The sequence below is a fragment of the Bifidobacterium actinocoloniiforme DSM 22766 genome (assembly GCF_001263395.1).
GTDB classification, from domain to species: Bacteria; Actinomycetota; Actinomycetes; order Actinomycetales; family Bifidobacteriaceae; genus Bombiscardovia; species Bombiscardovia actinocoloniiformis.
This window is the reverse complement of the sequence record NZ_CP011786.1, coordinates 633,810-659,574: the sequence shown is the minus strand read 5'-3', so window position 1 is coordinate 659,574 and position 25,765 is coordinate 633,810. Positions and strand designations below refer to the sequence as shown.

The window sequence follows — 25,765 nt, the reverse complement described above, 5'->3', positions numbered from 1 at the left end:
CCTTCCCGGCGCGTATGGGCTGGGAGAAGGAGGAGCCAACTACGGTAAAAAGCTAACAAGTCATAAGATGACCTTATTCTGAACTCTGTTGTTCGGTTGGGTCTACTCCAATCCATTTGAACGATGAGGTATCGACTTATAAGGGAAGAAGGACTAGATGGCGCGTGGCTCCAAGGAAGCAGAGCGTGCAGAGCTGCATAAGACGATTTGGAAGATGGCCAATGAGCTGCGTGGGTCAGTGGACGGCTGGGATTTCAAATCCTATGTGCTGGGCCTGCTGTTCTATCGCTTCATCTCGGAGAATCTGACGGTCTACCTCAACAAGGGCGAGCGCGAAGCCGGCAACACTGATTTCGACTACGCCAAGATCACTGACGATGAGGCTGAATTCGGACGGGCTGACACGGTACAGGAGAAGGGCTTCTACATCCTTCCCTCCGAGCTGTTCGCAAACGTGCGAGCCAAGGCCGAGACCGACGAGAATCTTAACGAGACGCTCGAGCGGGTCTTCAAGAACAGCGAAGGCTCGGCAGTGGGCACTCCCAGCGAGGATGACCTCAAGGGCCTTTTTGACGATCTTGATGTCAACAGCAACAAGCTCGGTCCCACCGTCGCGGACTGCAACAAGAAGCTGGCTCGACTCCTTAACGCCATCGGAGACATGCAGTTGGGAGTCGATGAGGGCACTCAGATCGACACTTTCGGTGACGCCTATGAGTATCTGATGAACATGTACGCCTCCCAGGCCGGTAAGTCGGGTGGGGAGTTCTTCACTCCGCAGGAGGTATCGGAGCTTCTGGCCCGCATCACCGTGGTCGGCAAGACCGAGGTGGATGGGGTCTATGATCCGGCGTGCGGGTCCGGTTCCCTCCTGCTCCAGTTTGCCAAGGTCTTAGGAGAGAGGAACGTCCATCGAGGTTTCTTCGGTCAGGAAATCAATCTGACCACCTACAACCTGGCACGCATCAACATGTTCCTCCATGGCATCAACTACGAGAAGTTCGATCTGGCGCATGGAGACACCCTGACGAACCCCGCCCATTGGGATGACGAGCCCTTTGAAGCCATCGTGTCGAATCCGCCTTATTCCATCCATTGGGAGGGCAAGAACAATCCTCTGCTCATCAACGACGAACGCTTCGCGCCCGCAGGGGTGCTGGCCCCACCTTCCAAGGCCGACCTGGCCTTTACCATGCACATCCTCTCATGGCTGTCCACAGACGGTACGGCGGCCATTGTCGAGTTTCCGGGCGTGCTCTACCGTGGTGGGGCTGAGCGCAAGATACGCAAGTACCTGGTCGACAACAACTATGTGGATACGGTGATTCAGCTGCCGTCGAACCTCTTCTTCGGCACCACCATAGCCACCTGCATCATCGTGCTCAAGAAGTCCAAAAGAGACAATGGCATACAGTTCATCGACGCCTCCGACCAGTTCGAGCACTCAGGCAACCAGAACAAGCTCACAACCGATAATCGTCAGCAGATACTGGATTGGTACACACAACGCAAGGATGTGGAACACCGCACCAAGCTGGTCCAAAATTCGGAAATCGGCGAGAACGAATACAACATCGCCGTATCCAGCTACGTGCAGCCAGAGGACACCAGCGAGCACATCGACATCCATGAACTCAACCAGCGCATTGACGAGATAGTCAAACGCGAGCAGGCGCTGAGAACGCAGATAGACGCAATCGTGGCGGATTTGGAGGGCTCGGCATGACAGGATTACCGACTTGGGAACAGTTCATCCACCCGGTCCTGGCTGTTTTATCTACTGGAGAGACTCTTCCAGTCCATGAACTGCGCCATAAAGTAACAACGCTCTGCGCATTAAGTGATTCACAAAAAACGGCAAAGCTCTCTTCTGGTCAGCCAGTTGCCGAAAATCGCATAACCTGGGCCGTATCGTATCTCAATCGTGTCGATGCAATTGAGAGGCCATCTCGTGGGCAATACAGAATTACTGAAATCGGCCACACCTTACTTAAGCAGTATCCAGTAGCCATCACCGAAAAAGACTTGAGGGCCTTAGCGAAGCCTGACGATAATTGGTGGGTACGAAAAGGCGCTACCGAAATCATTGAAGATACCGCAGTTCCGAAAGCGAACCGTCTGAGTGACTGTACAGCATTAGACCCAATCGAGATGATCGAGGAAGGTGTCGAGCGCATCAATAGCGATGTGGCTGCCGAGCTGCTTTCGATGATTCAATCACGAGAACCGGCCTTCTTCGAATATGTCGTTATGGACCTTCTCATTGCCATGGGATATGGTGGCACGCACGGAAAAGGGACAGTTACTCGGCTGACCAACGATGGTGGCATTGACGGAATCATCGATCAGGATGCCCTTGGGTTGAGTAAAATCTACATCCAGGCCAAACGATACGGAAGCACTAATTCCGTGCACCGTCCGGAAGTGCAAAGTTTTGTCGGGGCATTGAGCGGTAAGGCTGACGGAGGCCTGTTCATCACCACCAGCAGCTTTAGCTCAGGGGCGGTCCAATATGCCCAGGAAGTTCCAAGCCGGATCATTCTGATCGACGGCAAACGGCTCACTCAACTCATGATTGCTTACGGCATTGGAGTGGAAACAAAGGAGACGGTAAAGGTTGTACGAATCGATGAGGACTATTTCGCATGAGCAGAATCAATGACCTTATTCAAGAACTCTGCCCAGACGGAGTTGAATTCAAACCACTTGCCTCGTTGGGCCGGAGAAACCACGGAACCCAAATTACTGCAGGTAGGATGCGCCAACTTGCGAATCAGCCAGGCCCCTTACGAATATTCGCCGGAGGCGAGACGATCGCGGATGTCCGAGAAGATTGCGTTCCCCAAAAAGATATTATCAATGAACCAAGCATCATCGTTAAATCACGTGGTCACATCGGTTTTAGCTATTATGACAAGCCATTTACCCATAAATCGGAACTTTGGTCCTATAGTCTGCAAGATTCATGCGTGGACCAAAAATTTGTTTACTACTTTCTACTCACCAAGGTTAACCGATTACAGCAGCTGGCCGAATCAACTTCTGTCAAAATTCCACAACTGAGCGTAAAAGACACCGACGATTTGCCCATACCAGTTCCACCTCTGGAAGTGCAGAAGGAGATTGTACGGATTCTTGACTCATTCACCTCGCTGGAAGCAGAGCTGGAAATGAGGCACAAGCAATACGAATATTACCGGGATCAGCTGTTGACTTTTAAGGAGTTGGGGGCATGAACGAAGCAGCCGCATATCTGATTGATCCGATTGCCTTGTCTTCGGAGAGTACCGTCGTTGCCGAATATGAGGCTCCGGCTGCTGAGCAGGCTGAATACCAGTCGGAGGCCGAGCTCGAGAAGGAGTTCATCCGAATCCTACAATCGCAGGCATACGAGTATCTGCCCATACACACCGAGGACGATCTGATCTCCAACCTCCGTGCTCGGCTCGAGGATCTGAACCATATCGTCTTCACCGACGAGGAGTGGGAGCGGTTCTTCAAGACCAGCATCACCGACAGCAACGAGGGCATAACGGAGAAGACGGTGCACATCCAGCGTGACAGCGTTCAGGTGCTCCGCCGAGACGACGGCAGCAGCAAGAACATCATGCTGATCGACAAGAAGGACATCCACAACAACAAGCTTCAGGTCATCAACCAATACGAGGTCCCCGGTCAAGCAGACGGAGGTAAGGCCAAGTACTCGAACCGGTATGATGTGACCATCCTCGTCAATGGTCTGCCTTTGATCCATGTGGAGCTCAAGCGGCGGGGCGTGGACCTGCGGGAGGCCTTCAACCAGATCAACCGCTACCAGCGTGATTCCTTCTGGGCTGGGTCCGGCCTCTTCGAGTATGTGCAGATCTTCATCATCAGCAACGGCACCCTTACCAAGTACTACTCCAACACCACACGGCGTCAGCAAATCGGTGAGGCTGCAAAACAGGGCAAGTCGACGCGGAGGCAGACCTCCAACAGCTATGAGTTCACCAGTTGGTGGGCGGATGCCACCAACAAACCGATCATGGACCTGCGCTCCTTCACCAAGACCTTCCTGTCGAAGCACACCATTCTGAACGTCCTGACCAAGTACTGCGTCCTCACCGCCGACAACCTGCTGCTGGTCATGCGCCCCTACCAGATCGTCGCCACGGAGCGCATCCTGCGGCGCATCGTGCAGTCCACCAATTACCGCAAGCTGGGCACCAGAGCAGCAGGTGGCTACGTCTGGCATACGACGGGATCAGGCAAAACCCTGACCAGTTTCAAGACGGCGCAGTTGGCAACCCAGATGGCCGATGTGGACAAGGTTCTCTTCGTTGTCGATCGAAAGGACCTCGACTACCAGACCATGCGGGAGTATGACCGTTTCGAGAAGGGGGCCGCGAATTCCAACACCTCCACCAAGGTGCTCAAGAAGCAGCTGGAGGACTCCAACGCCCGCATCATCATCACAACCATTCAGAAGCTGTCGACCTTCATCAAGGCCAACCCTGACCATCCGGTCTACGGTCAGCATGTCGTGATCATCTTCGACGAGTGCCATCGCTCCCAGTTCGGCGACATGCACACCATGATCACCCACGCCTTCAAGCGATACAACCTCTTCGGTTTCACTGGCACACCCATCTTCGCCAAGAACTCAGGAACCGGCGGCAAACCCAAGCTCAGAACGACCGAACAGGCCTTTGGCGACAAGCTTCACACCTACACCATCGTCGATGCGATCCGTGACAAGAACGTCCTTCCCTTCCGCATCGACTACGTCGACAGCATCGGGGAAGGAAGGGTGACGGATACCCAGGTCGCCGGAATCGACACCGAGCGGGCATTGCTCGACAGCAGACGAATCTACCAGATCGTCAGATACACTCTCGATCACTTCGCCCAGAAGACCAGACGGATGGACAGCTACCAGCATTCAGTGGTGACCAACATCGAGGATGTGATTGTCTCCCATCGCAAGGTTGAGGAAATCAAACAGTCCCGGCGGGTGCATGGGTTCAACGCCTTGTTCGCCACAGCCTCCATTGAAGCCGCCAAACGCTACTACATCGAATTCCAGCATCAGCAGGCCGATCTTGCCCCGGACCAACGGCTCAAGATTGGACTGATCTACTCCTATGCACCCAACGAGGCGGAAACGGACGGCATCCTGGACGACGAGGATTGCAGCGCCCAGGCCCTAAGCAAGGATGACCGTGACTTCCTCGAAGACGTCATCGCTGACTACAACGACATGTTCCAGACGAGTTACGACACAAGCTCAGAGAAGTTCCAGAACTACTACAAAGACCTCTCCATGCGGCTGAAGAACCGCGAGATCGACATGGTCATCGTGGTCAACATGTTCCTCACCGGCTTCGATGCGACCACCTTGAACACGCTCTTCGTCGACAAGAACCTGAAGATGCACGGACTGATCCAGGCTTTCTCCAGGACCAACCGAATTCTTAACTCCGTAAAGACATACGGCAATATCGTCTCTTTCCGAAACCTTGAGAAGGAAACCGATGAGGCTTTGGAACTCTTCGGCAACAAGGACGCCCAAGGCATCGTGCTGCTCAAGCCCTTCAAGGACTACTACGAGGAATACAAACAAAAGGTCCAGGAGCTGCTCGGTTCCTATCCGATAGGGCAGCGGATAGGGAGCGAACAGGAGCAGAAGAACTTCGTTGGGCTCTTCGGCAGCATCCTCAGGTTGCAGAACATCCTCACCAGTTTCGATGACTTCGAGGGTCAGGAGATCCTGTCCGAACGGGAGAGCCAGGATTACCGGAGCGTCTACCTGGATCTATACTCGACTTTCCGGTCAGCAGAAAAGGCCGACAAAGAGAACATCAACGATGATCTGACCTTCGAAATCGAGCTGGTCAAGCAGACCGAGGTGAACGTCGACTACATCCTCATGCTGGTGGACAAATACCGGCAGAAGCATGGCAACGGCGAGGACAAGGAGATACGAACCGAGATCAACAAGGCCGTCTCAGCCAGCCCTTCGCTGCGCAACAAGAAGGATCTGATCGACGCCTTTGTCGGTTCGGTATCCATGAATGGGACGGTGGATGAGCAGTGGCGAACCTTCCTCAACCGCAGACGTCAGGAGGAGCTTCAGTCCATCATTGATGAAGAGCACCTCAAGGCTGAACCGACGAAGCAGTTCATCAAGGAGTCTTTCCGTAACGGCACCTTGCAGACAAGCGGCACGTCCATTACGGCCATCCTTCCGCCCATCTCACGATTCGTCGCCAGGGGAGGCCTTGGAGAGAAGAAACAGCATGTCATCGACAAGCTCAGCGTCTTCTTCAAACGATTCTCCGGATTGGGACAAGACGAATAGATGGCCCTTGATGACCTAGGCCGTCCAGGATCAAAGAAACGATATCCACTGATGGAGAGGGCGTCGAACCGCCTGCCCCGGTTTTCATAACCACGTGTTTTTTTAACGCCTCGAGGCGCGGCGACGTTCGCGCTCAAGCTCGCGTTCCTGGGCGCGTTCGCGCTCCAGCAGGGTCTGCCCGGGGCTCTGGCTAGACTTGAGCCTATGTCTGTTTCCCGGTCTTTCCCATCCGCTGCCTCCCCCTCTCAGCCCCCATCAGGTCCAGCGGGAGAGGATTTGACGTCGCCTGGCGCCTTGGCGACCCTGGTCCCTGCCTCAGGTGAGGCCAGGAACCTGAGCGAGGACGACCTCTACGAGCGCTTCTTCGACTGGGTCCGGGCCAAGGGGATAGAGCCTTGGCCGCATCAGGAGGAGGCGGTCATGGACCTCCTGGCCGGCGATCACGTCATTCTGAACACGCCTACCGGATCAGGAAAGTCGATGGTGGCGCTGGCCATGCACTTCATCGCCCTGTGCACCGGCCGCCGTTCCTATTACACCGCGCCCATCAAAGCCCTGGTATCGGAGAAGTTCTTCGACCTGGTACGCGATTTAGGCCGCGACAACGTCGGCATGATCACCGGCGACAGCCGCATCAACGCGGACGCTCCGGTCATATGCTGCACAGCGGAGATCCTGGCCAACCAGGCCCTGCGCGAGGGCCGGTCGGCGGACGTGGGCTGCGTGGCAATGGATGAATTCCACTTTTACGGCGACCCAGAGCGGGGCTGGGCTTGGCAGGTGCCCCTGCTGACGCTTCCCGATACGCAGTTCCTGCTCATGTCCGCCACCCTGGGCGATGTGAGCGCGATCGCGGATTCCCTACGCGAGCGCACCGGGACCGAGGTGGACGTGATCGCCGATGCGCCCCGGCCCGTGCCCCTGTCCTACCGCTATGTGGACACGCCTCCAGCCACCACCGTCGACGGTCTGATCACACAGCGGGACACGCCGATTTATATCGTTCACTTCTCCCAGGATGCGGCCCTGGAAACCGCGCAAGCCCTCTCCAGCTCCGGGGTGTCCAGCAAGCAGGACCGTGAGAGGATCAAGGATGCCATAGCCGGCACCAAATTCACGACCGGCTTCGGGAAAATCCTCTCCCGCCTCTTGCGCACCGGGGTGGGCGTCCACCATGCGGGAATGCTGCCACGGTACCGGCGCCTGGTCGAGCAGTTGGCCCAGGCCGGGTTGCTGCCGGTCATCTGCGGCACCGACACCCTAGGTGTGGGCATCAACGTGCCTATCCACACCGTGCTTTTGACCGCCCTGACCAAGTACGACGGCAGCCGGATGCGCCGTCTGCGCTCACGCGAATTCCACCAAATAGCCGGGCGGGCCGGACGGATGGGCTTCGACACCCAGGGCTTGGTCGTGGCCGAGGCGCCCGAGTATGAGATCGAGAACGCACGGGCCCTGGCCAAGGCGGGAGACGATCCGAAGAAGCTCAAGAAGATCAAGCGCAAGAAAGCGCCGGAGGGTTTCGTCGCCTGGAGCGAAACCACCTTCGACCACCTGATTTCCTCCCAGCCTGAGACCTTGAAGGCTCGGTTGAAGATCACCCATTCGATGGTCCTGAACGAGGTGGCCCAAGGCGGCGACGCGCGCGCTCGCGTGGACCAGGTAATCGACGATTCCCTCCAGACCCCCAGGGAGAAGGAGGACCTGCGCGCCAGGGCCGATGAGATTTTCCAAACTTTGGAGGATTCCGGCGTGATCGAGGTCCTGACCGGTCGGGATGGGCGGCCCGACTACGACACGACCGTCGACCTGCCTGAGGATTTCGCTCTGGACCAGCCACTCTCGCCCTTCCTCTTGGCAGCCCTGGAGTTGCTGGACCCGGATTCGCCTGACTACGACATGGACCTGATCTCGATGGTCGAGGCCACCCTGGAGGACCCCCGCCAGGTTCTGCGTGCCCAGCAGCGGCAGGCGCGCGACGCGGCGATGCAGGAGATGAAGGCCGAGGGCATGGACTACGAGGACCGCGTGGACAAGCTCCAGGAGGTCACCTACCCCAAACCCTTGGAAGAGCTGCTAGGGCAGGCCTTCGACCGCTATCGGCGCGATGTGCCCTGGGCCAACGACTTCGAACTGAGCCCTAAGTCAGTTTTGCGCGACATGCTGGAGACCGCCTCCGACTTCAACTCCTACATAGCCCGCTACGGCATTTCGCGCTCCGAGGGGACCCTTCTGCGCTATTTGTCGGATGCATACCGCGCTCTGAGCCGTACCGTGCCCGACGAGATGTTGGACGAGCGCCTGGACGACGTGATCGCCTGGCTCGGGCTGGTGGTGCGTTCGGTCGACTCCTCCCTGGTGGACGAATGGGAGGCGGCCGGGCAGAGCGCGGTTGGGCCAACCGCCGACTTGAACGCGGCGCCGCCCCAGGGGGAGGGGCAGGTGGTTCAGGACCGCCGGGCCCTGCGGGTCCTGGTGCGTAACGCGATGTTCCACCGGACCGAGCTCGTCGCCTTCGACCACCCCCAGGAGTTGGCCCGGTTGGACGCGGATTGGGGTTACGGCTTACGCGCTTGGCAGGACGCCTTGGATGACCTGTACGAGGCGCACGAGGCAATCAATATCGACGAGCAGGCGCGCTCGGCCGATTTCCTCACCCTGGAAGAGTCCAAGGAGCAATCCGAACACGTCTGGAAGGTCCGTCAGGTCTTCGATGATGTGGAGGGCGATCATGACTGGGGCATAGCCGGGGTAGTGGACCTTGACGCCACCCAGGCTGAAGGGCAGGCGGTCTTCATCGATTACCAGGTAGGTCCCATCGAGGACTTGCTCGAGATGTGAGCGCTTGACGACTTGTGCGCACCGGCACTGGGCGTACGGGGCGTTTAGACTGGTGTTGGTTCCTCGGAGGGAGGCTGGCGATAATCATGGTAGACGATTTGTTCAGCGCTGCCGAAGCGCCCGACGAGCACACCCTGCCCCTTGCGGTGCGGATGCGGCCGCGGACGCTGGAAGAGGTCGTAGGTCAGGACAAGGCCATAGCGCCCGGCACCCCGTTGGAACGCCTGGCCAGGCCAGGGGCGTCCGCCCAGCAGCGCCTGACCGCGCCGGCTTCGGTCATCCTCTTCGGCCCTCCGGGGGTAGGCAAAACCACCCTGGCTTACATCGTGGCCCGACAGTCCGGGCGAGCTTTCCGGGAGCTGTCCGCGGTCACATCCGGTGTCAAGGAGCTGCGGGCCCTGTTAACCGAGGCTCGCGAGCGTCTGGTTTCCAGCAGCCAGGAGACGGTACTGTTCGTGGATGAAGTCCATCGCTTCTCCAAGTCCCAGCAGGACGCCCTCTTGCCTGCCGTGGAGAACCGAGACGTGACCCTGGTGGCCGCCACCACCGAAAATCCCTCATTCTCTGTTATCTCGCCCCTCCTCTCCCGCTCCGTCGTTGTCAAACTGGAGGCCCTGGAGCCGGTCGACATAGGCGACCTGATTGACCGGGCCGTCGCAGACGAGCGCGGCCTTAAAGGCGAAGTCAGAGTCGATCGGGGCGCGCGGGAGCGCATCGTCTCCCTGGCTGGCGGCGACGCACGCAAGGCACTGACGGTCCTGGAGGCGGCCGCCGGGGCTCTCACTGGCGACAAACCGCGTAAGAAAGGCGCACGCAAGCCTGTCATCAGCGAGAGCGTCGTCTCTTCGGTGATGGACGTGGCGGCGGTCAGGTACGACAAACAGGGTGACGATCACTACGATGTTGCTTCGGCTTTCATCAAGTCCATGCGAGGCTCGGATCCGGACGCCGCCCTGCACTACCTGGCCAGGATGATTCGGGCGGGGGAGGACCCCCGCTTCATCGCACGGCGGATCATGATCGCCGCCGCCGAGGAAGTGGGCATGGCCGCCCCGCAGATTCTCCAGACCACCGTGGCCGCCGCCCAGGCTGTGGCGATGGTGGGCATGCCCGAGGCCAGGATCATCCTGTCCGAAGCGGTCATCGCGGTAGCCACGGCCCCTAAGTCCAACGCCTCGTACATGGCCATCGACCAGGCGCTAGCGGACGTGGATGCAGGGCGTATCGGCCAAGTCCCCCTCCACCTGCGTAATGCACCGACCAAGCTGATGAAGCAGTGGGGCAACAAGGAGGGCTATCGCTACGCCCATGATTGGCCGGGCGCGGTGGCCCCCCAGCAATACATGCCGGACGAGCTGGCTGGTCGCGTTTACTATCAGCCCAACGACCGAGGCTACGAGCGGGAACTGGGCCCCCGCCTGGAACGGATCCGGGCCATCCTCAACGCTGACACGGGCTCCAAGGGCGCCGGCCAGGATCACCAGGGAAGCGACGGCGCTAAGGGGTCGGACTAGACGTCCCCGGCCACTCGCGTCCGGGGCCTATCCGACTTCGCGTGGAGGGAACCCACCCAACCTTGGGTGGCTGAGGATTAACGGGTTTCGGCCAGGAGCCTTTGGCTGACCGACGCCAGACCCTGGTAGAGGGACTGGGGGTCCATGCCCGGCTCCTGCTGGAAGAAGCGCGCCCACCAGGCGTTAATCGCCTGAATTTGCTCTTTGGATTGCTTGACGCCCTGCCGGGTCAGCGTCACCACTTTGGCGCGGCGGTCCGCTGGGTTGGCCTGGCACGAGACCAGCCCCTGCTCCTCCAGGGCCTTCACGTCCCGGGCCAGCAGGGAGGGGTCCACGCCCATGAATCCAGCGATTTGCCGCTGGCAGAGGCCGAGGTGGTCATAGAGGAACATGAGCAGGTCGCTCTGGGTGCCTGTGCAGCTGGGATTGACGATCTTCTTCTTGTATTCAGCCTTGGATTGCCTGTAGATGCTGGCGATATAGACGCTGATCATGTGGTATTGCTGCTGCTTGGCCATAGCTATGATGGTCCTCCCCCGATGTGTGGCCGGTTCCTCGCGCTAAGCGGCACCGTGGTTCCTGGAACCGTTCCAGCACCGCCTCCCCTCGGCGAGTGCGTGCCATTCGATGAATGAGTCCCCGAGTTTACCTTACCTCGTACCTGTCTGTAACCCCGGCGCGACTGTCAGTGTCGGATCAACTTCAACGGGAAGGGCGCTCAAAGGGGAAGGACATCCCCCAGATTCCACGGATTCGATCCATGAGCTCCATCATCCGCAGGGTGTCGGCATGGGGCATCTGCGGGCACTCGCTAGCCCCGTCCAGAATCGCTCGCGCGGCTGCGGCGACTTCGTACTCGTAGCCGGTCAGCTGGGCTGGCACGGACCGGTGAGCGACCAGCTGGTGGTCTGCGTCGTATACGTCTATGCCCTCGATGTTATTGATGTTCCGACAAACCAGATAGCCCTCAGTGCCCCAGATCGCGCCTGAGCGGTCGGAGGCCATGGTCATGGAGGAGGCCGCCAGCCCCATCGTCCCATCGCGGTAGAGCAACGTGGTGGCGTTGTGCTCGTCTACCCCGGTGGGATGCATCAGAGCCGTTGACTCCACGCGGTCGAGGGGCTTAGGGCCGAAGACCATATCCAGGAAGTTGAGCGGGTAGACGCCCACGTCCAGTAGGGCGCCCCCTGCCAAGGCCGGGTCGGTCATCCTGGGTTTATGGGTGGTCGGGTAGCACAGGTTGGCCGATGCGGCTTTGACTTGTCCAATCGCGCCCGATTCGATGATGTTGTCCACGATCTTGCGCGAAGGCATGTAGCGCGTCCAAATGGCCTCAGTGCACAGCAGTCCCAGCTCGCGGGCTTCATCCAATACGGGTCCGGCTTGCGCCGCGTTGGCGGTGAAGGACTTCTCGACTAGGATGTTCTGACCCGCCTGGAGGCAGGCATGCGCTTGTTCGGCGTGAAGGGAGTGCGGCGTGGCGATGTAGACCAAATCCACGTCCGGGTCGTCCAGGAGCCCCTGGTAGGACCCGTAGGCCTTGGGTATGCCGTGCTCTTTGGCGAAGGCCTCGGCCCTCTCTTCGGAGCGTGAGGCTACAGCCCACGGCTCCACCAGCCCTTGATAGCGCTTGTCCTGCGCCATTCGCGTCAACGTATCAGCCATATGTTGGGCGATGCGTCCGGCCCCCAGAATAGCCACTTTGACCCGCAGGCCACGCTCGCTGGCCTGCGTCCCCATGCCATTTAATGCACTCATACTGACCCCTTGTCTGTCTGAGTGGGCTTCTTTGGGCCGCCGTCTTCTTCTTCTTCGGGGCCCGTCCCGGTGATGGCCTTGTAGAGAGCCTCCAGGCTGGCTTGGCGCCGGTCCGGTTTCAACTCGCACTCCCAGATGGTGAAAATCCGCCAACCTTGCTTGGCTAAGGCCGCTCGCTGTTCTTGGTCACGTTCCCGGTTGCGCAGGAGCTTCGCCGCCCAGTACTCCACGCGCGACTTGGGTAAGGAATAATTCTCGCAGCCTTCGTACAGGTGCCAGAAGCAACCATTGACGAAGACCATGGCCCGCCATTTGGGAAGGACCACGTCCGGGTGACCCGGGTAGCGCTTATCGTTCTTGCGAAAGCGCAGCCCCTGCGCGAACAAATACGAGCGCACCATGCGCTCAATCGAAGTGTCCTTGCCGCGGATGCGGGACATCGTGTAGGAACGGGTGCCGCGGGGGAACTTGCTGCCGCCCCGCCCGAGCGTAGTCAAGCGTCGCGGTCTCTAGAGGATTTCGATCGTTTCGATCATGACCGGTTCCAGCGGGCGGTCAGAGCCGTCCGTTGCGGTCTGGTCCAGGGCATCCACCACCTTTTTGGAGGGCTCATCCGCAACTTGTCCGAAGATCGTGTGATGGCCGTCCAGCCAAGGGGTGGGCACGCTGGTGATGAAGAACTGGGAGCCGTTGGTGCCGTGGGCGCGGCCGGTGCGCGGATCGCGGCGCAGGCCGGCGTTAGCCATAGCCAGCTTATAAGGCTCAGCGAAGTTCAGCGAGGGGTCGATTTCGTCGTCGAATTCGTAGCCGGGGCCGCCGGTGCCGGTGCCCAAGGGGCAACCGCCCTGAATCATGAAGTCCTTGATGATCCGGTGGAAGGTCAGGCCGTTGTAGAAGGGGTCCTGCCGGGTTTCGCCGGTGATTGGATCCTTCCACTCCTTGGAGCCGGAGGCCAGGCCCAGGAAGTTCTCCACGGTCTGGGGGGCTTTGTCGTCGAAGAGGTCCAGGCGGATGTCGCCTGCGGATGTATGCATGATGATAGTGCTCATGGTCTTTATTCTCCCACTGCCTTGCGACCCGCAGACAGCGCTTGGGTTTGATGAGGACGGGCCGCTCAGTACAGGCGCTTGGATACCCGCGACCCGAAAGGCATCAGAGCCAATTGGGCCATTTTGATCGACTGGATGCCAAAAGGTATGCCGATGATCGTGACTATATTCGCAAGGCCGGCGACCACGTAGCCGACAGCCATCCACCAGCCGACCAGCAGCACCCAGATGACGTTAGCCAGGATGGAGCCCAGACCGCCTCCGTAGGTCACGGTCTTGCCGAAGGGCGACAAGGTCAGCTTGGCCATCTTGAAGGCCTGGACACCCAGCGGGATGCCGACCACGGTCAGGCACAGGAGAACGCCGACGAGGGCCCATCCCGCCGCCAGCGCCAGGCCGCCAAGTATGAGCCAGATGATATTGCCTATGAGTCGCATGATGCGGTCCCGCCTTCCTTTTCGCTCCTACCCGCAGCAGGGCCATCGGCCGCTGATAGTTGGTCAACAGGTTCAAGGCCGGGCGCATTCCCGCTCGTTCCAGCGCCAGGATCGGCCAAGGTCCTGGTGACCGCGCTGACCGAGGCCAACACGTCGGCCACTATGCGCCCGTTATCCTGGCTTTCGCCCCGCCCGCCCTGAGGGTCCGCGGGCCGGTTCGGCGGGGTGCCCTGCGCACTCTCCTGGGCATCAATTAGCCTCATGCCGGATTGCACCAAGCCTCGCGTGAGCTCCACGCCGGTCTGGGCACGATCCGGCACGAGCTCGCGCCAGGCTTCGACCAGGGGATCGTTGACCAAATGGTAAAAACGGATCATGGCTTGGCGGGGATCGTCCCGGCCGGCTTCCGTGTCGGAGGCGATGTCGTCTCGCCCCGGTTCGCTGGAAGCGTACAGGAAGCTCCTGCGCAGGCTCTCGTCGTCCACTGCACCGAACAGGTCCATCAGCCAGCTGTGCCCGTGAGCGACGGCCTGGCGCAAGTTGGCCTCGGCCCAGGCCAGGATCACACCATCCGGGCGCTCCCGCCCCTCCAGGGCCTGGTTCAAAGCCTCGGCCCACGAGGGTAGGCGGCGCACCAGGACCATGTCGGCCAGTTGGTCCGCGTTGGAGGCGTAGCGGTAAAGGGAGTTGCGGGCTATGCCGGCGCGCTCGCTGACTGCGCCCATGGTCAGGGCCTGCCGTCCGCCGGACTTGAGGAGGGACTCAGCTGCATCCAGGATCAGCCCTTGCAGGCGTTGGCGGTGCTCGCCCAGGCTGGCTTCCTTGATCTTGGGCATAGCGCTCCCTTCCTCGGGTCCGGCCCACTTGCGGCATCTAAGGCGATTTTAGGACGACCCCCCTATGGAGGCGCTCCTCGTCCCCGGGTCGGCGGGTTCGGTGAGCGTTGATTTGCCTGGAAGCGGATGGAAGGGGTATTGTCGAGCCTGTTAGCGACAATGTGTCGCAAAACATCCCCTCGCTGCGAACGGTCCCACGCTGCGGCCAGGGGAGATGCGCTCGGTGCGAAAGGGATGCACAAAATGGAACAAGCCCAGATGCAAGCGGCTGCTGAGGTCAGTAAGCCAGCGCAGGCAAGTCAGTCGGTGCGGCAAGGGGAGCCTAAGCCGCCGTGGAAAGCCCTGTGGGTGCTCGCTCTGGGCCTGGCGATGATCGTCTTGGATTCGTCCATCGTGAACGTCTCCATCCCCGCCATCATCTCCGCGATCCATATCGACCTGACCGATGCCCAGTGGATCACGGCCCTTTACTCGATCGTCCTGGCCGCCCTGCTCCTGCCTTCGGGTCGATTGGGCGATATGTACGGCCGCAAGCGTCTCCTGCAGGTAGGCACCGTGGTCTTCGTGGGCGGCTCCCTGCTCGCGGCCTCCTCCCAGACCGGCACCGTCCTGCTCCTGGCCCGCGTGGTCCAAGGCATCGGCGGCGCCCTGGTCATGCCTTCCACCTTGTCTTCCGTGTCAGCCAATTTCCGTGGCAAATACCGGGCCACGGCCTTCGGCGTCTGGGGCGCGGTCATGTCATCAGCAGCCGCCATCGGACCTCTTATGGGAGGCCTGTTCACCCAGACCATCGGTTGGCGTTGGATTTTCCTGGTCAACTTGCCCCTGGGCGCTATCGTCTTCGTCTTCTCCATCCCCTTCGTGCCAGAGTCCAAGGGACAGGGTCGCGGCGAAGGATCCAGCCTGGGCCTGCTGTCCGATGTCGGCGGCATCCTCCTGTCCGCGTTCGGCTCGGCATTCGTGATCTTCGGCCTGATTGAGGGCGAGACGTACGGTTGGCTCAGGCCGGCCAAGTCCCTGTCTGTCGGCCCGATCACCTGGTCGCAGTCCGCGCCGATTTCGATTATCCCTGTTTGCCTGGTTCTCGGTCTCGCGCTCCTGGCCTGGTTCGCCGTGCATGAGCTCAGGCGCAAGAGCGGTGGCCGCCTGGTCATGCTTGATGTGACCCTCTTTAAGATCGCCACCTTCGGTTGGGGCAATTTCACCGCCGCCATCATCAACGCCGGTGAGTTCGTCGTCATCTTCACCCTGCCGCTCTACCTGATCAACGCCCGCTCCCTCAACACCCTTCAAACGGGCGGTATCATCGCGGTCCTGGCCCTGGGCTCCATCGTCTCCGGCGGCATGGCCCGCTTCGTTTCCGCAAAACTGGGCGCGGGCGGCACCGTCCAGCTCGGGTTGGTCCTGGAGATGGTGGGAGTCATCGCTGCCATCGCCACGATGGGCGGCTCCACCCCCATATGGCTGCTTATGGTCGGGCTGGTCATCTACGGGCTAGGCCTGGGCTTCGCCTCCGCCCAGCTGACCAGTCTGGTTCTCTCCGGCGTCCCCATCGCCCAATCCGGTGAAGGCTCGGCCACCCAGTCCACTATCCGCCAATTGGGTACGGCCCTGGGCGCCGCCGTCTCGGGCACGGCGCTGTCGGTTGCGGTCGGATTCACCACCCCAGGCAAGCTCGCCTCCATTCCCGGCCTGCCCTCCAGCGCCCGTGATGGCTTGGTCGCCGCTGTTAAATCCTCCGCCGGCAACATGATTTCAGGCATGCGCGCTCAGGGCACCCACGGCGAATTGGGCTCCCTGGGACCCCAGGTCACCAGCGCCCTGACCTCAGGGTTCATCGAGGGCGGGCAGCTGGCCATGACCTTCGCCTGCATCCTCCTCCTGGTCGGTCTCTTGGCCTCCATCAAGGTTCGCCGCGCCGCCGAAGCCGTGGACTCCGCCAAGGCCGCTTCTAAGTAAACCTGGGGCTGACAGCGAAAAACCCGGCCTCTCTTGCGTCCAGCGCAAGAGGTCGGGTTTTCTCGCATCCGCCGTCCTGCGTTACCAGGTTCTCGACGCTTCGCGACGCCCTATTCCCACGAATGCATCAATGCCGAGTTCGCTGAGGGCCGGGCGGGGCAAGCCTTCCAAGTCCGCTCCAAGCGTCCGCCGTCCATGGGAATGTGCAAGGACGAGAATGCGGGAGCCCCGTTTTGGTCGATGCGTCGTTTCATGCGCATTCCTTCCGCTTGCCGCAAGCGTAGAGCGAGGTGTCGGTTTGCCGGCATGGGGCCGCTGGCGATCCTCCCTGCCTGGCCGTCACGGCAGAGAGGTACCGGAGGAAGGCTTGACAGGTAGCCCAGAAGGTAGGCTGGGAGTATGACACGAGTGGATGAATTCGAACGGGTGGAATACGGGGTCGCCGGAAGCAAGCGGAGCCTGAAGATGGCTTTGGCGCAGATAGATACGTGCGTGGGTGACCTGGACGGTAACGCGGCCAAGGTCCTGGAGTACGCACGGCGGGCGGCGCGGGATGAGGCGCGGCTTGTGGTCTTTCCCGAGATGACGCTGACCGGGTATCCGATCGAGGATCTGGCGCTGCGCGCCACATTCCGACGCGCGGCCTGGGACAAGGCCAACGAGCTAGCAGGACAGCTCAGCGAACAGGGGCTGGGGGACCTCTATATCGTAGTAGGCACCGTGGGCACGGACCACGAGAAGGATCTACCGCGTAACCGGATGGTGGTGCTCCACGATGGCGTGGTCTGGGCGGGCTATGACAAGCACTTCCTGCCTAATTACGGGGTCTTCGATGAGTTTCGCATCTTCTCGCCTGGCCAGCGCTCGGTCGTGCTGACCATAGACGGGCAACGGATCGGCGTGGCCATCTGCGAGGACATCTGGCAGGACGGGGGGCCAATTCAGGCTCTCGCGGGCCGAAACCTTGACCTCTTGCTCACCATCAACGGCTCGCCCTACGAGGAGGGCAAGGGGCATGTACGTCGCGAGCTGGCCGAACGCCGGGCCCGGGAGGTCGCCGCCCCCGTGGCATACGTCAACCAGGTGGGCGGCCAGGACGATCTTATCTTCGACGGCGGATCCTTCGTGATTGACCAGGACGGCCGGCTGCTGGAGCATTCGCCCCAGTTCCGCGAGGACCTGTGCTACTGGACCCTACCCGCGGCGGGGGAGAGCGCGCAAGTGGGCTCCCAGCTGACCCCCGACATGGACGGCGACGAGGAAGTCTACCGGGCCTGTGTGCTGGGGCTCAGGGATTATATGGCCAAGAACCATTTCACTGGGGTTTGCCTGGGCTTGTCAGGCGGGATTGATTCGGCCCTCGTGGCCACCATCGCCGCGGACGCATGCGGGGGCTCGAACATTTGGGGCATTTCAATGCCCAGCAGGTATTCCTCCGACGGCTCCAAGGATGACGCGGCCGACTTGGCCGAGCGGCTGGGGGCCCACTACGAGGTACAGGCCATAGAAACCCTCTTCTCCGCGTTTCAGGATCAGTTGAACTTGACGGGCGTAGCGGCCGAGAACCTTCAGGCACGCATCCGTGGCGTCATCGTGATGGCCTACTCCAACGCGAAGGGGCTGCTGGCGCTTGCCACCGGCAACAAGTCCGAGCTGGCCTGCGGCTATTCCACCATCTATGGAGATGCCGTCGGCGGTTACGCGCCCATCAAGGATTTGTTGAAGACGCGGGTTTGGCAGTTGTCGCGCTGGCGGAACGCCCAGGCCAAGGCGGCTGGCGAACCTGAACCGATTCCGGTCGCTTCGATCACCAAGGCCCCCTCGGCCGAGCTGCGCGAGGGTCAAAAGGACTCTGATTCCTTGCCTGATTACGGGCTCTTAGACAAGGTGCTGGAGGCCTACATTGAGAAGGCCCATGGCCGCGCCGACCTGCTGGCCGACGGGTTCGACCCGAAGACGGTCGACACTGTCATGCGTTTGGTGGACCGGGCCGAGTGGAAACGTCGCCAGTACCCGCTGGGGCCCAAGCTGACGGCCCTGGCCTTCGGCCGTGATCGCAGGCTTCCGGTCACCAATGCTTTCGCTGAATGAGACCAGAGGATAGCGCGTGGACCCCGTCAGGGGATGGCCGCGAAGTGAAGTTCGTCCGGGGCTCAATGGCGTAGTGCCAGGGAAAGGAAGTGCGCATGGTGAGTGAGCAAAAGGAATGGTTTTTCAATACGGCAACCGGTCAGGCCGAGCTTGGCAAGGTATCACCGGGGGAGCGGAGGATGGGTCCTTACCCGACGCGGGAAGCGGCTCTGGAAGCTTGGAAAATAGCGCAAGAGCGCAATGAACGCTGGGAGGAGGAGGACCGGCGCTGGCGAAATGACTGGAGCGACGAACGGGGCAGCAAAGGGCAATAAGGTGAGGTTGTCAATAAAAAATACGGAATTTGCCCTCTAGTGTGATAAACCTCACGGCATTATGGGCCTCATTCAAAGGCGCCGCCTCATATAATGAGAGCTGAAGGCAGCAGCGTGAAGACGCGCGCTGACACGTCAACAAGGAGTTGCAATGACAGCAGTTGATACGAAGACGGCCGTCTCTCCCGAGGAACTTCAAGCGAAGGCTTGGAAGGGCTTCAAGGGCGATGACTGGCGGAAGGACATTGACGTCCGTGACTTCATCCAGGAGAACTACACGCCATACACCGGCGATGAGTCCTTCCTGAAGCCTGCCACCGAGAAAACCAAGGCTCTGTGGAAGTACTTGGACGACAACTTCCTCGCCGTGGAGCGCAAGCAGCGCGTCTACGACGTGGACACTCACACTCCGGCCGGCATTGACGCTTTCCCCGCCGGCTACATCGATGGCAAGTCCGCCGAGGATACCCAGGACAACGTCATCGTCGGTCTGCAGACTGACGTACCGACCAAGCGCGCCATGATGCCGAACGGTGGCTGGCGTATGGTTGAGCAGGCCATCAAGGAAGCCGGTAAGGAGCCTGACCCTGAGGTCAAGAAGATCTTCACCCGCTACCGCAAGACCCACAACGATGGCGTGTTCGATGTCTATACCCGCCGCATCAAGGTAGCTCGCCACAACAAGATTCTCACCGGTCTACCGGACGCATACGGCCGTGGCCGCATCATCGGTGATTACCGCCGCGTCGCTCTCTACGGCGTCAACGAGCTGATTGCCCGCAAGCAGGCCGACAAGGATTCGATTCCTTACCGCAACGACTTCACCGAGGACGAGATTGAGCATTGGATTCGCTTCCGCGAGGAGCACTCCGAGCAGATTAAGGCCCTGAAGCAGCTGCTGAACCTGGGTCAGGAGTATGGCCTGGACCTGTCCCGCCCCGCGCAGACCGCCAAGGAAGCCGTGCAGTGGACCTACATGGGCTACCTGGCCTCCGTGAAGAGCCAGGACGGCGCCGCTATGTCCATTGGTCGTCTTTCCGCCTTCTTCGACATCTACTTCGAGCGTGACCTGGCCGCTGGCCTGATCGACGAGACCGATGCCCAGGAGATCATCGATAACATCGTGATGAAGCTGCGCATCGTTCGCTTCCTGCGCACACGCGATTACGATCAGATTTTCTCCGGTGATCCTTACTGGGCCACCTGGTCCGACGCCGGCTTCTCCGACGACGGCCGTCCACTGGTCACCAAGACCTCCTTCCGTCTGCTCGCAACACTGACCATGGATCACCTGGGGCCCGGGCCTGAACCGAACATCACGATCTTTTGGGATCCGAAGCTGCCTGAGGGCTATAAGCGCTTCTGCGCGCGTATCTCCATCGATACCTCGGCCATTCAGTACGAGTCCGACAAGGACATCCGCGCCCACTGGGGTGACGATGCGGCCATCGCTTGCTGCGTCTCACCGATGCGTGTCGGCAAGCAAATGCAGTTCTTCGGCGCTCGTGTGAACTCTGCCAAGGCTTTGCTCTACGCAATCAACGGCGGCCGCGATGAGATGACCGGCATGCAGGTGATCGACAAGGGCATCATCGACCCGATCACGCCCGAAGCCGACGGGACTCTGGACTTCCAGAAGGTCAAGGACAACTACGAGAAGGCTCTTGAGTGGCTGTCCGAGACCTACGTCGAGGCCCTCAACATCATCCACTACATGCACGATAAGTACGCCTACGAGTCCATCGAGATGGCTCTGCACGACAAGGAAGTGTACCGCACCCTCGGTTGCGGTATGTCCGGTCTGTCGATCGCCGCGGACTCCCTGTCCGCCATCCGCTACGCCAAGGTCTACCCGATTTATAACAAGGACGCCAAGGGCACCCCGGAGTACGTCGAGGGCGCTGACGACGATTTGGTCGTCAACTACAAGACCGTCGGCGAGTTCCCGATTTACGGCAACGACGATGATCGCGCCGATGACCTGGCCAAGTGGACGGTAGCCACCGTCATGGGCCAGATCAAGAAGCTCCCGGTCTACCGTGGCGCTGTCCCCACTCAGTCGATTCTGACCATTACCTCCAACGTAGAGTATGGCCACAACACCGGCTCCTTCCCCTCCGGGCACAAGAAGGGCACGCCGTACGCACCCGGCGCGAACCCTGAGAACGGTATGGATTCCCACGGCATGCTGCCCTCGATGTTCTCGGTCGGTAAGATTGATTACGATGACGCGCTGGACGGCATCTCGCTGACCAACACGATCACCCCTGACGGCCTGGGCCGCGACGAGGATGAGCGCATTAAGAACCTGGTCGGCATCCTGGATTCCGGTAACGGTCACGGCCTCTACCACGCGAACATCAACGTGCTTCGCAAGGAGCAGCTGGAGGACGCCGTGGAGCATCCTGAAAAGTACCCGCACCTGACCGTGCGCGTCTCCGGCTACGCAGTCAACTTCGTCAAGCTGACCCGTGAGCAGCAGCTGGACGTCATCTCCCGCACCTTCCACCAGGGAGCTGTGGTCGACTGACATCCGGCCTGATGCCAGCTAGCCTGGCGCTGGCATTGAGCAGGAAGCTCAAGTAAGCAGTAAGGGGCGGGGCCCGTGGCTCCGCCCCTCTTTTATCGCCGTACCCGACCTATCGTTGGTTCCAATCTTGATATAGTGGTTCCCGGTAGCAGCCGGACGCAAGGACGCAGGGAGGCAGTTGATGACTCAAGGCACGCAATTCCGCACGACGAAGCCGCACATGCTTAAAGAGTCGAAGGTCTACCAAACCCAAACCTTAATGGGTGGTCTCTCGGGCTTTGAATCGCCGATCGGCCTGGACAGAAGGGACAGGATCGACGCCCTGCGCACCGGTGACATAGGCTTCGTGCACTCCTGGGACATCAACACTTCAGTCGACGGTCCGGGCACCCGCATGACCGTCTTCATGTCGGGCTGCCCCCTGCGCTGCCAGTACTGCCAGAACCCCGATACTTGGAAGATGCGCGACGGCCAACCGGTCTACCTGCAAGCGATGATCGACAAGGTCGCCCGTTACGAGGACCTCTTCAAGGCTACAGGCGGTGGCATCACCTTCTCCGGCGGCGAATCGATGATGCAGGCGGCTTTCGTCTCACGCGTCTTTCGCGCGGCCAAGGAGATGGGCGTCCACACCTGCTTGGACACCTCCGGCTTCCTGAACCGCAACTACACCGACGAGATGATCAAGGACATCGACCTGTGCCTCCTGGATGTCAAGTCCGGCGATGAGAAGACTTACAAAGAGGTCACCGGAGGCACCCTGGCGCCCACGATTGAATTCGGCAAGCGCTTGGAAGCTGCAGGCTCCAAGATTTGGGTCCGCTTCGTCCTTGTGCCCGGTCTGACGGATTCCGTCGAGAACGTTGAGAATGTGGCCAAGGTCTGCGAGCAATTCCGTGGCGCTATCGAGCATATCGACGTGCTGCCCTTCCACCAGCTGGGTCGGCCCAAGTGGCACGAGATGCGCATCCCCTACCCCCTGGAGGAGAAGAAGGGACCCTCGCACGCTTTGCAGGACAGGGTCAGGAAGCAGTTGGAGGACCACAGTTTCGTCGTCTACTGAAAGCACTTTCAGGCCTCGCGCTAAGCTGTGTACACCGTAACCGATAGGCCCCAGAGAGGCGTAAGAAGACGTTGGCCCTAGAGCGAGAATCACATCTGCTGCCAGAACCCCGGGAGGGTGTACCTGATGTCATAGACGGCTTGGACGCCTTCCGCTTGATGTGCGAGGAATACTCGCAGGCTGAGGGCCCTTTGGCGGCTGATGCCGAACGGGCTTCAGGGTTTCGGTACAGCCAGGAGGATTACCTGGTCCAATTCAAACGCGAGGGCGCAGGCATAGCCTTGGTCGACCCTGTGGCGGTGGAGAAGGCAGGCGGCTCCTGGCAGGACTTCAATCAGGCCGTGGGCGACGCTGAGTGGATCATCCACGACAGCCGACAGGACCTGCCTGGTTTCGTGGACATCGGCATGGCTCCTCGTGCCCTGTTCGACACCGAGCTGGCGGCTCGGATGCTGGGCCTCAAGCATGTGAGCCTGGCAGCGGTCACGGAGCATTACCTGGGCCTCACCCTGGCCAAAGAGCACTCCGCCGCCGACTGGTCGTACAGGCCGTTGCCACGCGATTGGCGTAACTACGCCGCCCTGGATGTGGAGCTCCTGATAGAGCTGGACCAGGCCATGAGTCGTGAGTTGAAGGCTCAGGGCAAGGATGAGTGGGCGCAAGAGGAGTTCGCCTGGCTCCTGGTTGACGGCGCCAAGCGCAAGGACCGCGGCGAGCAACCCTGGCGGCACATATCCCATATCAATGTCCTACGCAAGGATCGCCGCGGACTGGCCGTTGCGAGGGCCCTGTGGACCGAGCGTGACCGGCTGGCGCGAGAATTGGACATATCGCCCTCCCTGCTGCTGTCGGATGCCGCGATCATCGAGGCCGCGCGTATGAAGCCGCGCAATGGTCGCCAGTTCCGCGCCATTCGATCCTTGAATGAGCGGGTGCGCATGCGCACCGGTGGCGAGCAAGACAAAATGTTTGAACGATACGCCCCGATTCAGCGCTCAGTAAAGCCCTCGGTCTGGAGGCGCGCCATCCTGCAAGCCCTGCAAGAGGGGGAGGACGAACTTCCCCGACCGCCCAAGCCCCGACACGGCAACGGGGAGGAGGGCAAGGCGCCGCGTTCAATGAAGGTCTGGCAGCGCCATCCGGCGCGCTACGCCCGCCTATGCGCCGCTCGCAAGGCTGTAGCGACCATTGCCCAAGACGTGCGAACCCCGGCGGACGTGATCATCAAGCCCCAGTACCTGCGGGATTTATGCTGGAGGGATGAGCTCGTCGGCGGGGATGTGGCGGCGTTTCTGGCCGGTGAGGGCGCGCGCCCCTGGCAGGTCGGTCTGGTCAGCGAGTCCGTAAGTAGCGCTATTATGTAACGGTTGCTGAATTGGCAGGGAACTGGCAGACATCGGCAGATCAACCGGTTGTGATACGTACGTGATGAATTGGAGCGCAGCGTGAAAATCAGCGTCAGGAATCTTGAGCCTACCAAGGTCAGGCTCACCATCACCGTCGACAGGGATGAGTTCGATCCTTACCTGGACGCGGCCCGCAAGGAGATCGGCAAGCAGGTCAACGTGCCTGGCTTCCGCAAGGGGCATGTGCCCGGCCCGATCATCGACCAGAGGATCGGTTTCGCGGCCGTCGTCGGCGAGGCCATCAACCATGGCGTGCCCGAGCTTTACTCCAAGGCCTTGTCCGAGAAGCAGATGCACGCCATGGACCAGCCGCAAATCGACGTGAAGGACGTGCCTGAGTCCGCCAAGGACGACACCAAGCTCAAGTTCACCGCTGAGGTGGAGATTCGTCCCCAGTTCGACCTGCCCGACCTGGAGGGCATGGAGATCGAGGTAGCCAAGCCTGAGGTCACCGATGAAGACGTGGACAAGCGCCTGGACAATCTGCGCAAGCGCTTCGGCACGCTCGTCTCGGTGGACCGCCCGGCTCAGAAGGGCGACTACGCTTCGATCGACCTGGAAGCGGTGATCGACGGCGAGTCCGTGGACTCCCAGCAGGGCGTCTCCTATGAGCTTGGTTCCAACACCATGCTGGACGGTCTGGATGAGGCTTTGGACGGCCTGTCCGCCGGCGAGGAAACCACCTTCGACGGCACCCTGGAAGCGGGCGACCACCAAGGCGAGAAGGCCCAAATCAAGGTCAAGGTCAACTCGGTCAAGGCCGAGGAGCTGCCTGAGCTGGACGATGACTTCGCCAAGGAAGCCTCCGAGTTCGACACCCTGGACGAGCTCAAGGCGGACGTGCGCAAGCAGTGCGAGACCGATGCCGAAGGCCGTCAGGCCACCGATGCCCGTGATGCCTTCATCGCCAAGCTGGAGGACGGTCTGGATATTCCGGTGCCCAAGGGCATCAAGGAGTCCATGGTCGCCGATCAGCTCAAGAATGGTGGCAAGGGCGCCGATTCCGCCTCCAAGGAGGAGAAGGACGAAGCCGAGAAGAACGTGGAGAAGGAGCTGCGCGACCAGATGGTCTTGGATGCGCTGGCTGAAAAGCTTCAGGTTTCGGTCACTCAGGTGGATGTGACCAACTTCCTGGCCTCCATCGCCCAGCAGTACGGCATGGATCCCTCCGCCTTCATCAATGCGATCGTACAGAACGGGCAGCTGGGTTCGGCCGTGCAGGAAGTCGGTCGTTCCAAGGGAATGCTTGCCGGTATGAGGGCCGTCACCTTCAAGGATTCCGACGGCAAGGCCCTGGACCTGTCGCGCTTCCTGGGCGAGGATGAGGACGACGCCGCTCAGGCTGAGGCCGAGGAGGACGAGAGCGTGCAGGCCGCTTCCGCGGCTGCCGCTGTGGCCGACCAGATCAGCCACGAGGATTCCAACGAAGGCGATAGCCAGGAGTGAGCTTGGCCGTTCGCGGACGGTGAGTGTGTGAGGGCCGCGCCTAGCGTGGACCGAGGTAGCCTCGGTTTTGCGCCAGGCGCGGCTTTTGCGCAAGAAGCGCAACGTCCGGCGCGGGTCGCCGCAAGGCGGTAGGCTCGAAACATGGAATGCACATCAAAGGAGACACGGTGAGCAATACTCT

19 protein-coding genes are annotated in these 25,765 nt (G+C 60.6%); 13 read left to right on the top strand and 6 right to left on the bottom strand.

All coding sequences use genetic code 11. From position 1 onward, the window contains the following. Nucleotides 1-157 precede the first annotated feature (157 nt). The 6 genes from AB656_RS02660 (at nt 158) to AB656_RS02635 (ending at nt 10,695) form a co-directional block, all read left to right on the top strand. Nucleotides 158-1,726 (top strand): type I restriction-modification system subunit M, encoded by a 1,569-nt coding sequence (locus AB656_RS02660; protein ID WP_033504089.1) that lies wholly within the window; start codon nt 158-160, stop codon nt 1,724-1,726. Further along, nucleotides 1,723-2,649: a restriction endonuclease gene (locus AB656_RS02655; RefSeq protein ID WP_033504088.1), complete on the top strand. Its 927-nt coding sequence runs from the start codon at nt 1,723-1,725 to the stop codon at nt 2,647-2,649. Before AB656_RS02660 ends, AB656_RS02655 begins: the two co-directional genes overlap by 4 nt. Further along, complete coding sequence (locus AB656_RS02650) at nt 2,646-3,236, top strand: restriction endonuclease subunit S (protein ID WP_052201412.1); 591 nt, start codon at nt 2,646-2,648, stop codon at nt 3,234-3,236. Before AB656_RS02655 ends, AB656_RS02650 begins: the two co-directional genes overlap by 4 nt. Further along, entirely contained in the window at nt 3,233-6,340 is a 3,108-nt protein-coding gene (locus tag AB656_RS02645) for a type I restriction endonuclease subunit R (RefSeq protein WP_033504086.1), read from the top strand. Before AB656_RS02650 ends, AB656_RS02645 begins: the two co-directional genes overlap by 4 nt. Nucleotides 6,341-6,544: 204 nt before the next feature. Beyond that, on the top strand, nt 6,545-9,181 hold the full coding sequence (locus AB656_RS02640) for a DEAD/DEAH box helicase (RefSeq protein WP_081924846.1): 2,637 nt from the start codon (nt 6,545-6,547) through the stop codon (nt 9,179-9,181). An 86-nt stretch (nt 9,182-9,267) separates the two neighbouring features. Next, nucleotides 9,268-10,695 carry a replication-associated recombination protein A gene (locus tag AB656_RS02635; RefSeq protein ID WP_033504084.1) on the top strand — a complete coding sequence of 476 codons (1,428 nt, stop codon included), beginning with the start codon at nt 9,268-9,270 and terminating at the stop codon, nt 10,693-10,695. A gap of 77 nt (nt 10,696-10,772) precedes the next feature. Here AB656_RS02635 and AB656_RS02630 read toward each other — a convergent pair whose 3' ends face one another. The 6 genes from AB656_RS02630 to AB656_RS02605 all read right to left on the bottom strand — a co-directional run bounded on the left by AB656_RS02630 (nt 10,773) and on the right by AB656_RS02605 (nt 14,775). Further along, a complete protein-coding gene (locus tag AB656_RS02630; protein WP_051905279.1) occupies nt 10,773-11,213 on the bottom strand; it encodes a MarR family winged helix-turn-helix transcriptional regulator in 441 nt (146 codons plus the stop codon). Between the two features lie 184 nt (nt 11,214-11,397). Next, complete coding sequence (locus tag AB656_RS02625) at nt 11,398-12,453, bottom strand: Gfo/Idh/MocA family protein (RefSeq protein WP_051905278.1); 1,056 nt, start codon at nt 12,451-12,453, stop codon at nt 11,398-11,400. Further along, on the bottom strand, nt 12,450-12,950 hold the full coding sequence (locus AB656_RS02620) for a very short patch repair endonuclease (RefSeq protein ID WP_051905277.1): 501 nt from the start codon (nt 12,948-12,950) through the stop codon (nt 12,450-12,452). The genes AB656_RS02625 and AB656_RS02620 overlap by 4 nt, the downstream gene beginning before the upstream one ends. A 12-nt stretch (nt 12,951-12,962) precedes the next feature. Then, a complete protein-coding gene (locus tag AB656_RS02615; RefSeq protein WP_033504082.1) occupies nt 12,963-13,502 on the bottom strand; it encodes a peptidylprolyl isomerase in 540 nt (179 codons plus the stop codon). Nucleotides 13,503-13,567: 65 nt separating this feature from the next. Then, on the bottom strand, nt 13,568-13,939 hold the full coding sequence (locus tag AB656_RS02610) for a YccF domain-containing protein (protein ID WP_033504081.1): 372 nt from the start codon (nt 13,937-13,939) through the stop codon (nt 13,568-13,570). After that, nucleotides 13,927-14,775: a TetR/AcrR family transcriptional regulator gene (locus AB656_RS02605; RefSeq protein WP_051905276.1), complete on the bottom strand. Its 849-nt coding sequence runs from the start codon at nt 14,773-14,775 to the stop codon at nt 13,927-13,929. Before AB656_RS02605 ends, AB656_RS02610 begins: the two co-directional genes overlap by 13 nt. Nucleotides 14,776-15,009: 234 nt before the next feature. Between AB656_RS02605 and AB656_RS02600 the strand changes: the two genes are divergently transcribed. The 7 genes from AB656_RS02600 to tig all read left to right on the top strand — a co-directional run bounded on the left by AB656_RS02600 (nt 15,010) and on the right by tig (nt 25,584). After that, entirely contained in the window at nt 15,010-16,734 is a 1,725-nt protein-coding gene (locus tag AB656_RS02600; protein WP_033504080.1) for an MFS transporter, read from the top strand. Between the two features lie 399 nt (nt 16,735-17,133). After that, nucleotides 17,134-18,825 (top strand): NAD+ synthase, encoded by a 1,692-nt coding sequence (locus tag AB656_RS02595; protein ID WP_081924845.1) that lies wholly within the window; start codon nt 17,134-17,136, stop codon nt 18,823-18,825. A 95-nt stretch (nt 18,826-18,920) separates the two neighbouring features. After that, entirely contained in the window at nt 18,921-19,139 is a 219-nt protein-coding gene (locus AB656_RS02590) for a hypothetical protein (protein WP_033504079.1), read from the top strand. Nucleotides 19,140-19,290: 151 nt separating this feature from the next. Continuing rightward, on the top strand, nt 19,291-21,669 hold the full coding sequence (gene pflB / locus AB656_RS02585; RefSeq protein WP_033504078.1) for a formate C-acetyltransferase: 2,379 nt from the start codon (nt 19,291-19,293) through the stop codon (nt 21,667-21,669). 181 nt (nt 21,670-21,850) lie between these two features. Continuing rightward, entirely contained in the window at nt 21,851-22,732 is an 882-nt protein-coding gene (gene pflA, locus AB656_RS02580; RefSeq protein ID WP_033504077.1) for a pyruvate formate-lyase-activating protein, read from the top strand. Nucleotides 22,733-22,803: 71 nt separating this feature from the next. Then, complete coding sequence (locus tag AB656_RS02575) at nt 22,804-24,096, top strand: HRDC domain-containing protein (RefSeq protein ID WP_033504076.1); 1,293 nt, start codon at nt 22,804-22,806, stop codon at nt 24,094-24,096. A gap of 81 nt (nt 24,097-24,177) precedes the next feature. After that, on the top strand, nt 24,178-25,584 hold the full coding sequence (gene tig / locus AB656_RS02570; protein WP_033504075.1) for a trigger factor: 1,407 nt from the start codon (nt 24,178-24,180) through the stop codon (nt 25,582-25,584). Nucleotides 25,585-25,765 lie beyond the last annotated feature (181 nt).

Bases quoted from the DNA above. Each gene is read 5' to 3' on its own strand.
- AB656_RS02660 (WP_033504089.1), top strand. From the start codon at position 158: ATGGCGCGTGGCTCCAAGGAAGCAGAGCGTGCAGAGCTGCATAAGACG.
- AB656_RS02655 (WP_033504088.1), top strand. From the start codon at position 1,723: ATGACAGGATTACCGACTTGGGAACAGTTCATCCACCCGGTCCTGGCT.
- AB656_RS02650 (WP_052201412.1), top strand. From the start codon at position 2,646: ATGAGCAGAATCAATGACCTTATTCAAGAACTCTGCCCAGACGGAGTT.
- AB656_RS02645 (WP_033504086.1), top strand. From the start codon at position 3,233: ATGAACGAAGCAGCCGCATATCTGATTGATCCGATTGCCTTGTCTTCG.
- AB656_RS02640 (WP_081924846.1), top strand. From the start codon at position 6,545: ATGTCTGTTTCCCGGTCTTTCCCATCCGCTGCCTCCCCCTCTCAGCCC.
- AB656_RS02635 (WP_033504084.1), top strand. From the start codon at position 9,268: ATGGTAGACGATTTGTTCAGCGCTGCCGAAGCGCCCGACGAGCACACC.
- AB656_RS02630 (WP_051905279.1), bottom strand. From the start codon at position 11,213: ATGGCCAAGCAGCAGCAATACCACATGATCAGCGTCTATATCGCCAGC.
- AB656_RS02625 (WP_051905278.1), bottom strand. From the start codon at position 12,453: ATGAGTGCATTAAATGGCATGGGGACGCAGGCCAGCGAGCGTGGCCTG.
- AB656_RS02615 (WP_033504082.1), bottom strand. From the start codon at position 13,502: ATGAGCACTATCATCATGCATACATCCGCAGGCGACATCCGCCTGGAC.
- AB656_RS02610 (WP_033504081.1), bottom strand. From the start codon at position 13,939: ATGCGACTCATAGGCAATATCATCTGGCTCATACTTGGCGGCCTGGCG.
- AB656_RS02605 (WP_051905276.1), bottom strand. From the start codon at position 14,775: ATGCCCAAGATCAAGGAAGCCAGCCTGGGCGAGCACCGCCAACGCCTG.
- AB656_RS02600 (WP_033504080.1), top strand. From the start codon at position 15,010: ATGCACAAAATGGAACAAGCCCAGATGCAAGCGGCTGCTGAGGTCAGT.
- AB656_RS02595 (WP_081924845.1), top strand. From the start codon at position 17,134: ATGACACGAGTGGATGAATTCGAACGGGTGGAATACGGGGTCGCCGGA.
- AB656_RS02590 (WP_033504079.1), top strand. From the start codon at position 18,921: ATGGTGAGTGAGCAAAAGGAATGGTTTTTCAATACGGCAACCGGTCAG.
- pflB (WP_033504078.1), top strand. From the start codon at position 19,291: ATGACAGCAGTTGATACGAAGACGGCCGTCTCTCCCGAGGAACTTCAA.
- pflA (WP_033504077.1), top strand. From the start codon at position 21,851: ATGACTCAAGGCACGCAATTCCGCACGACGAAGCCGCACATGCTTAAA.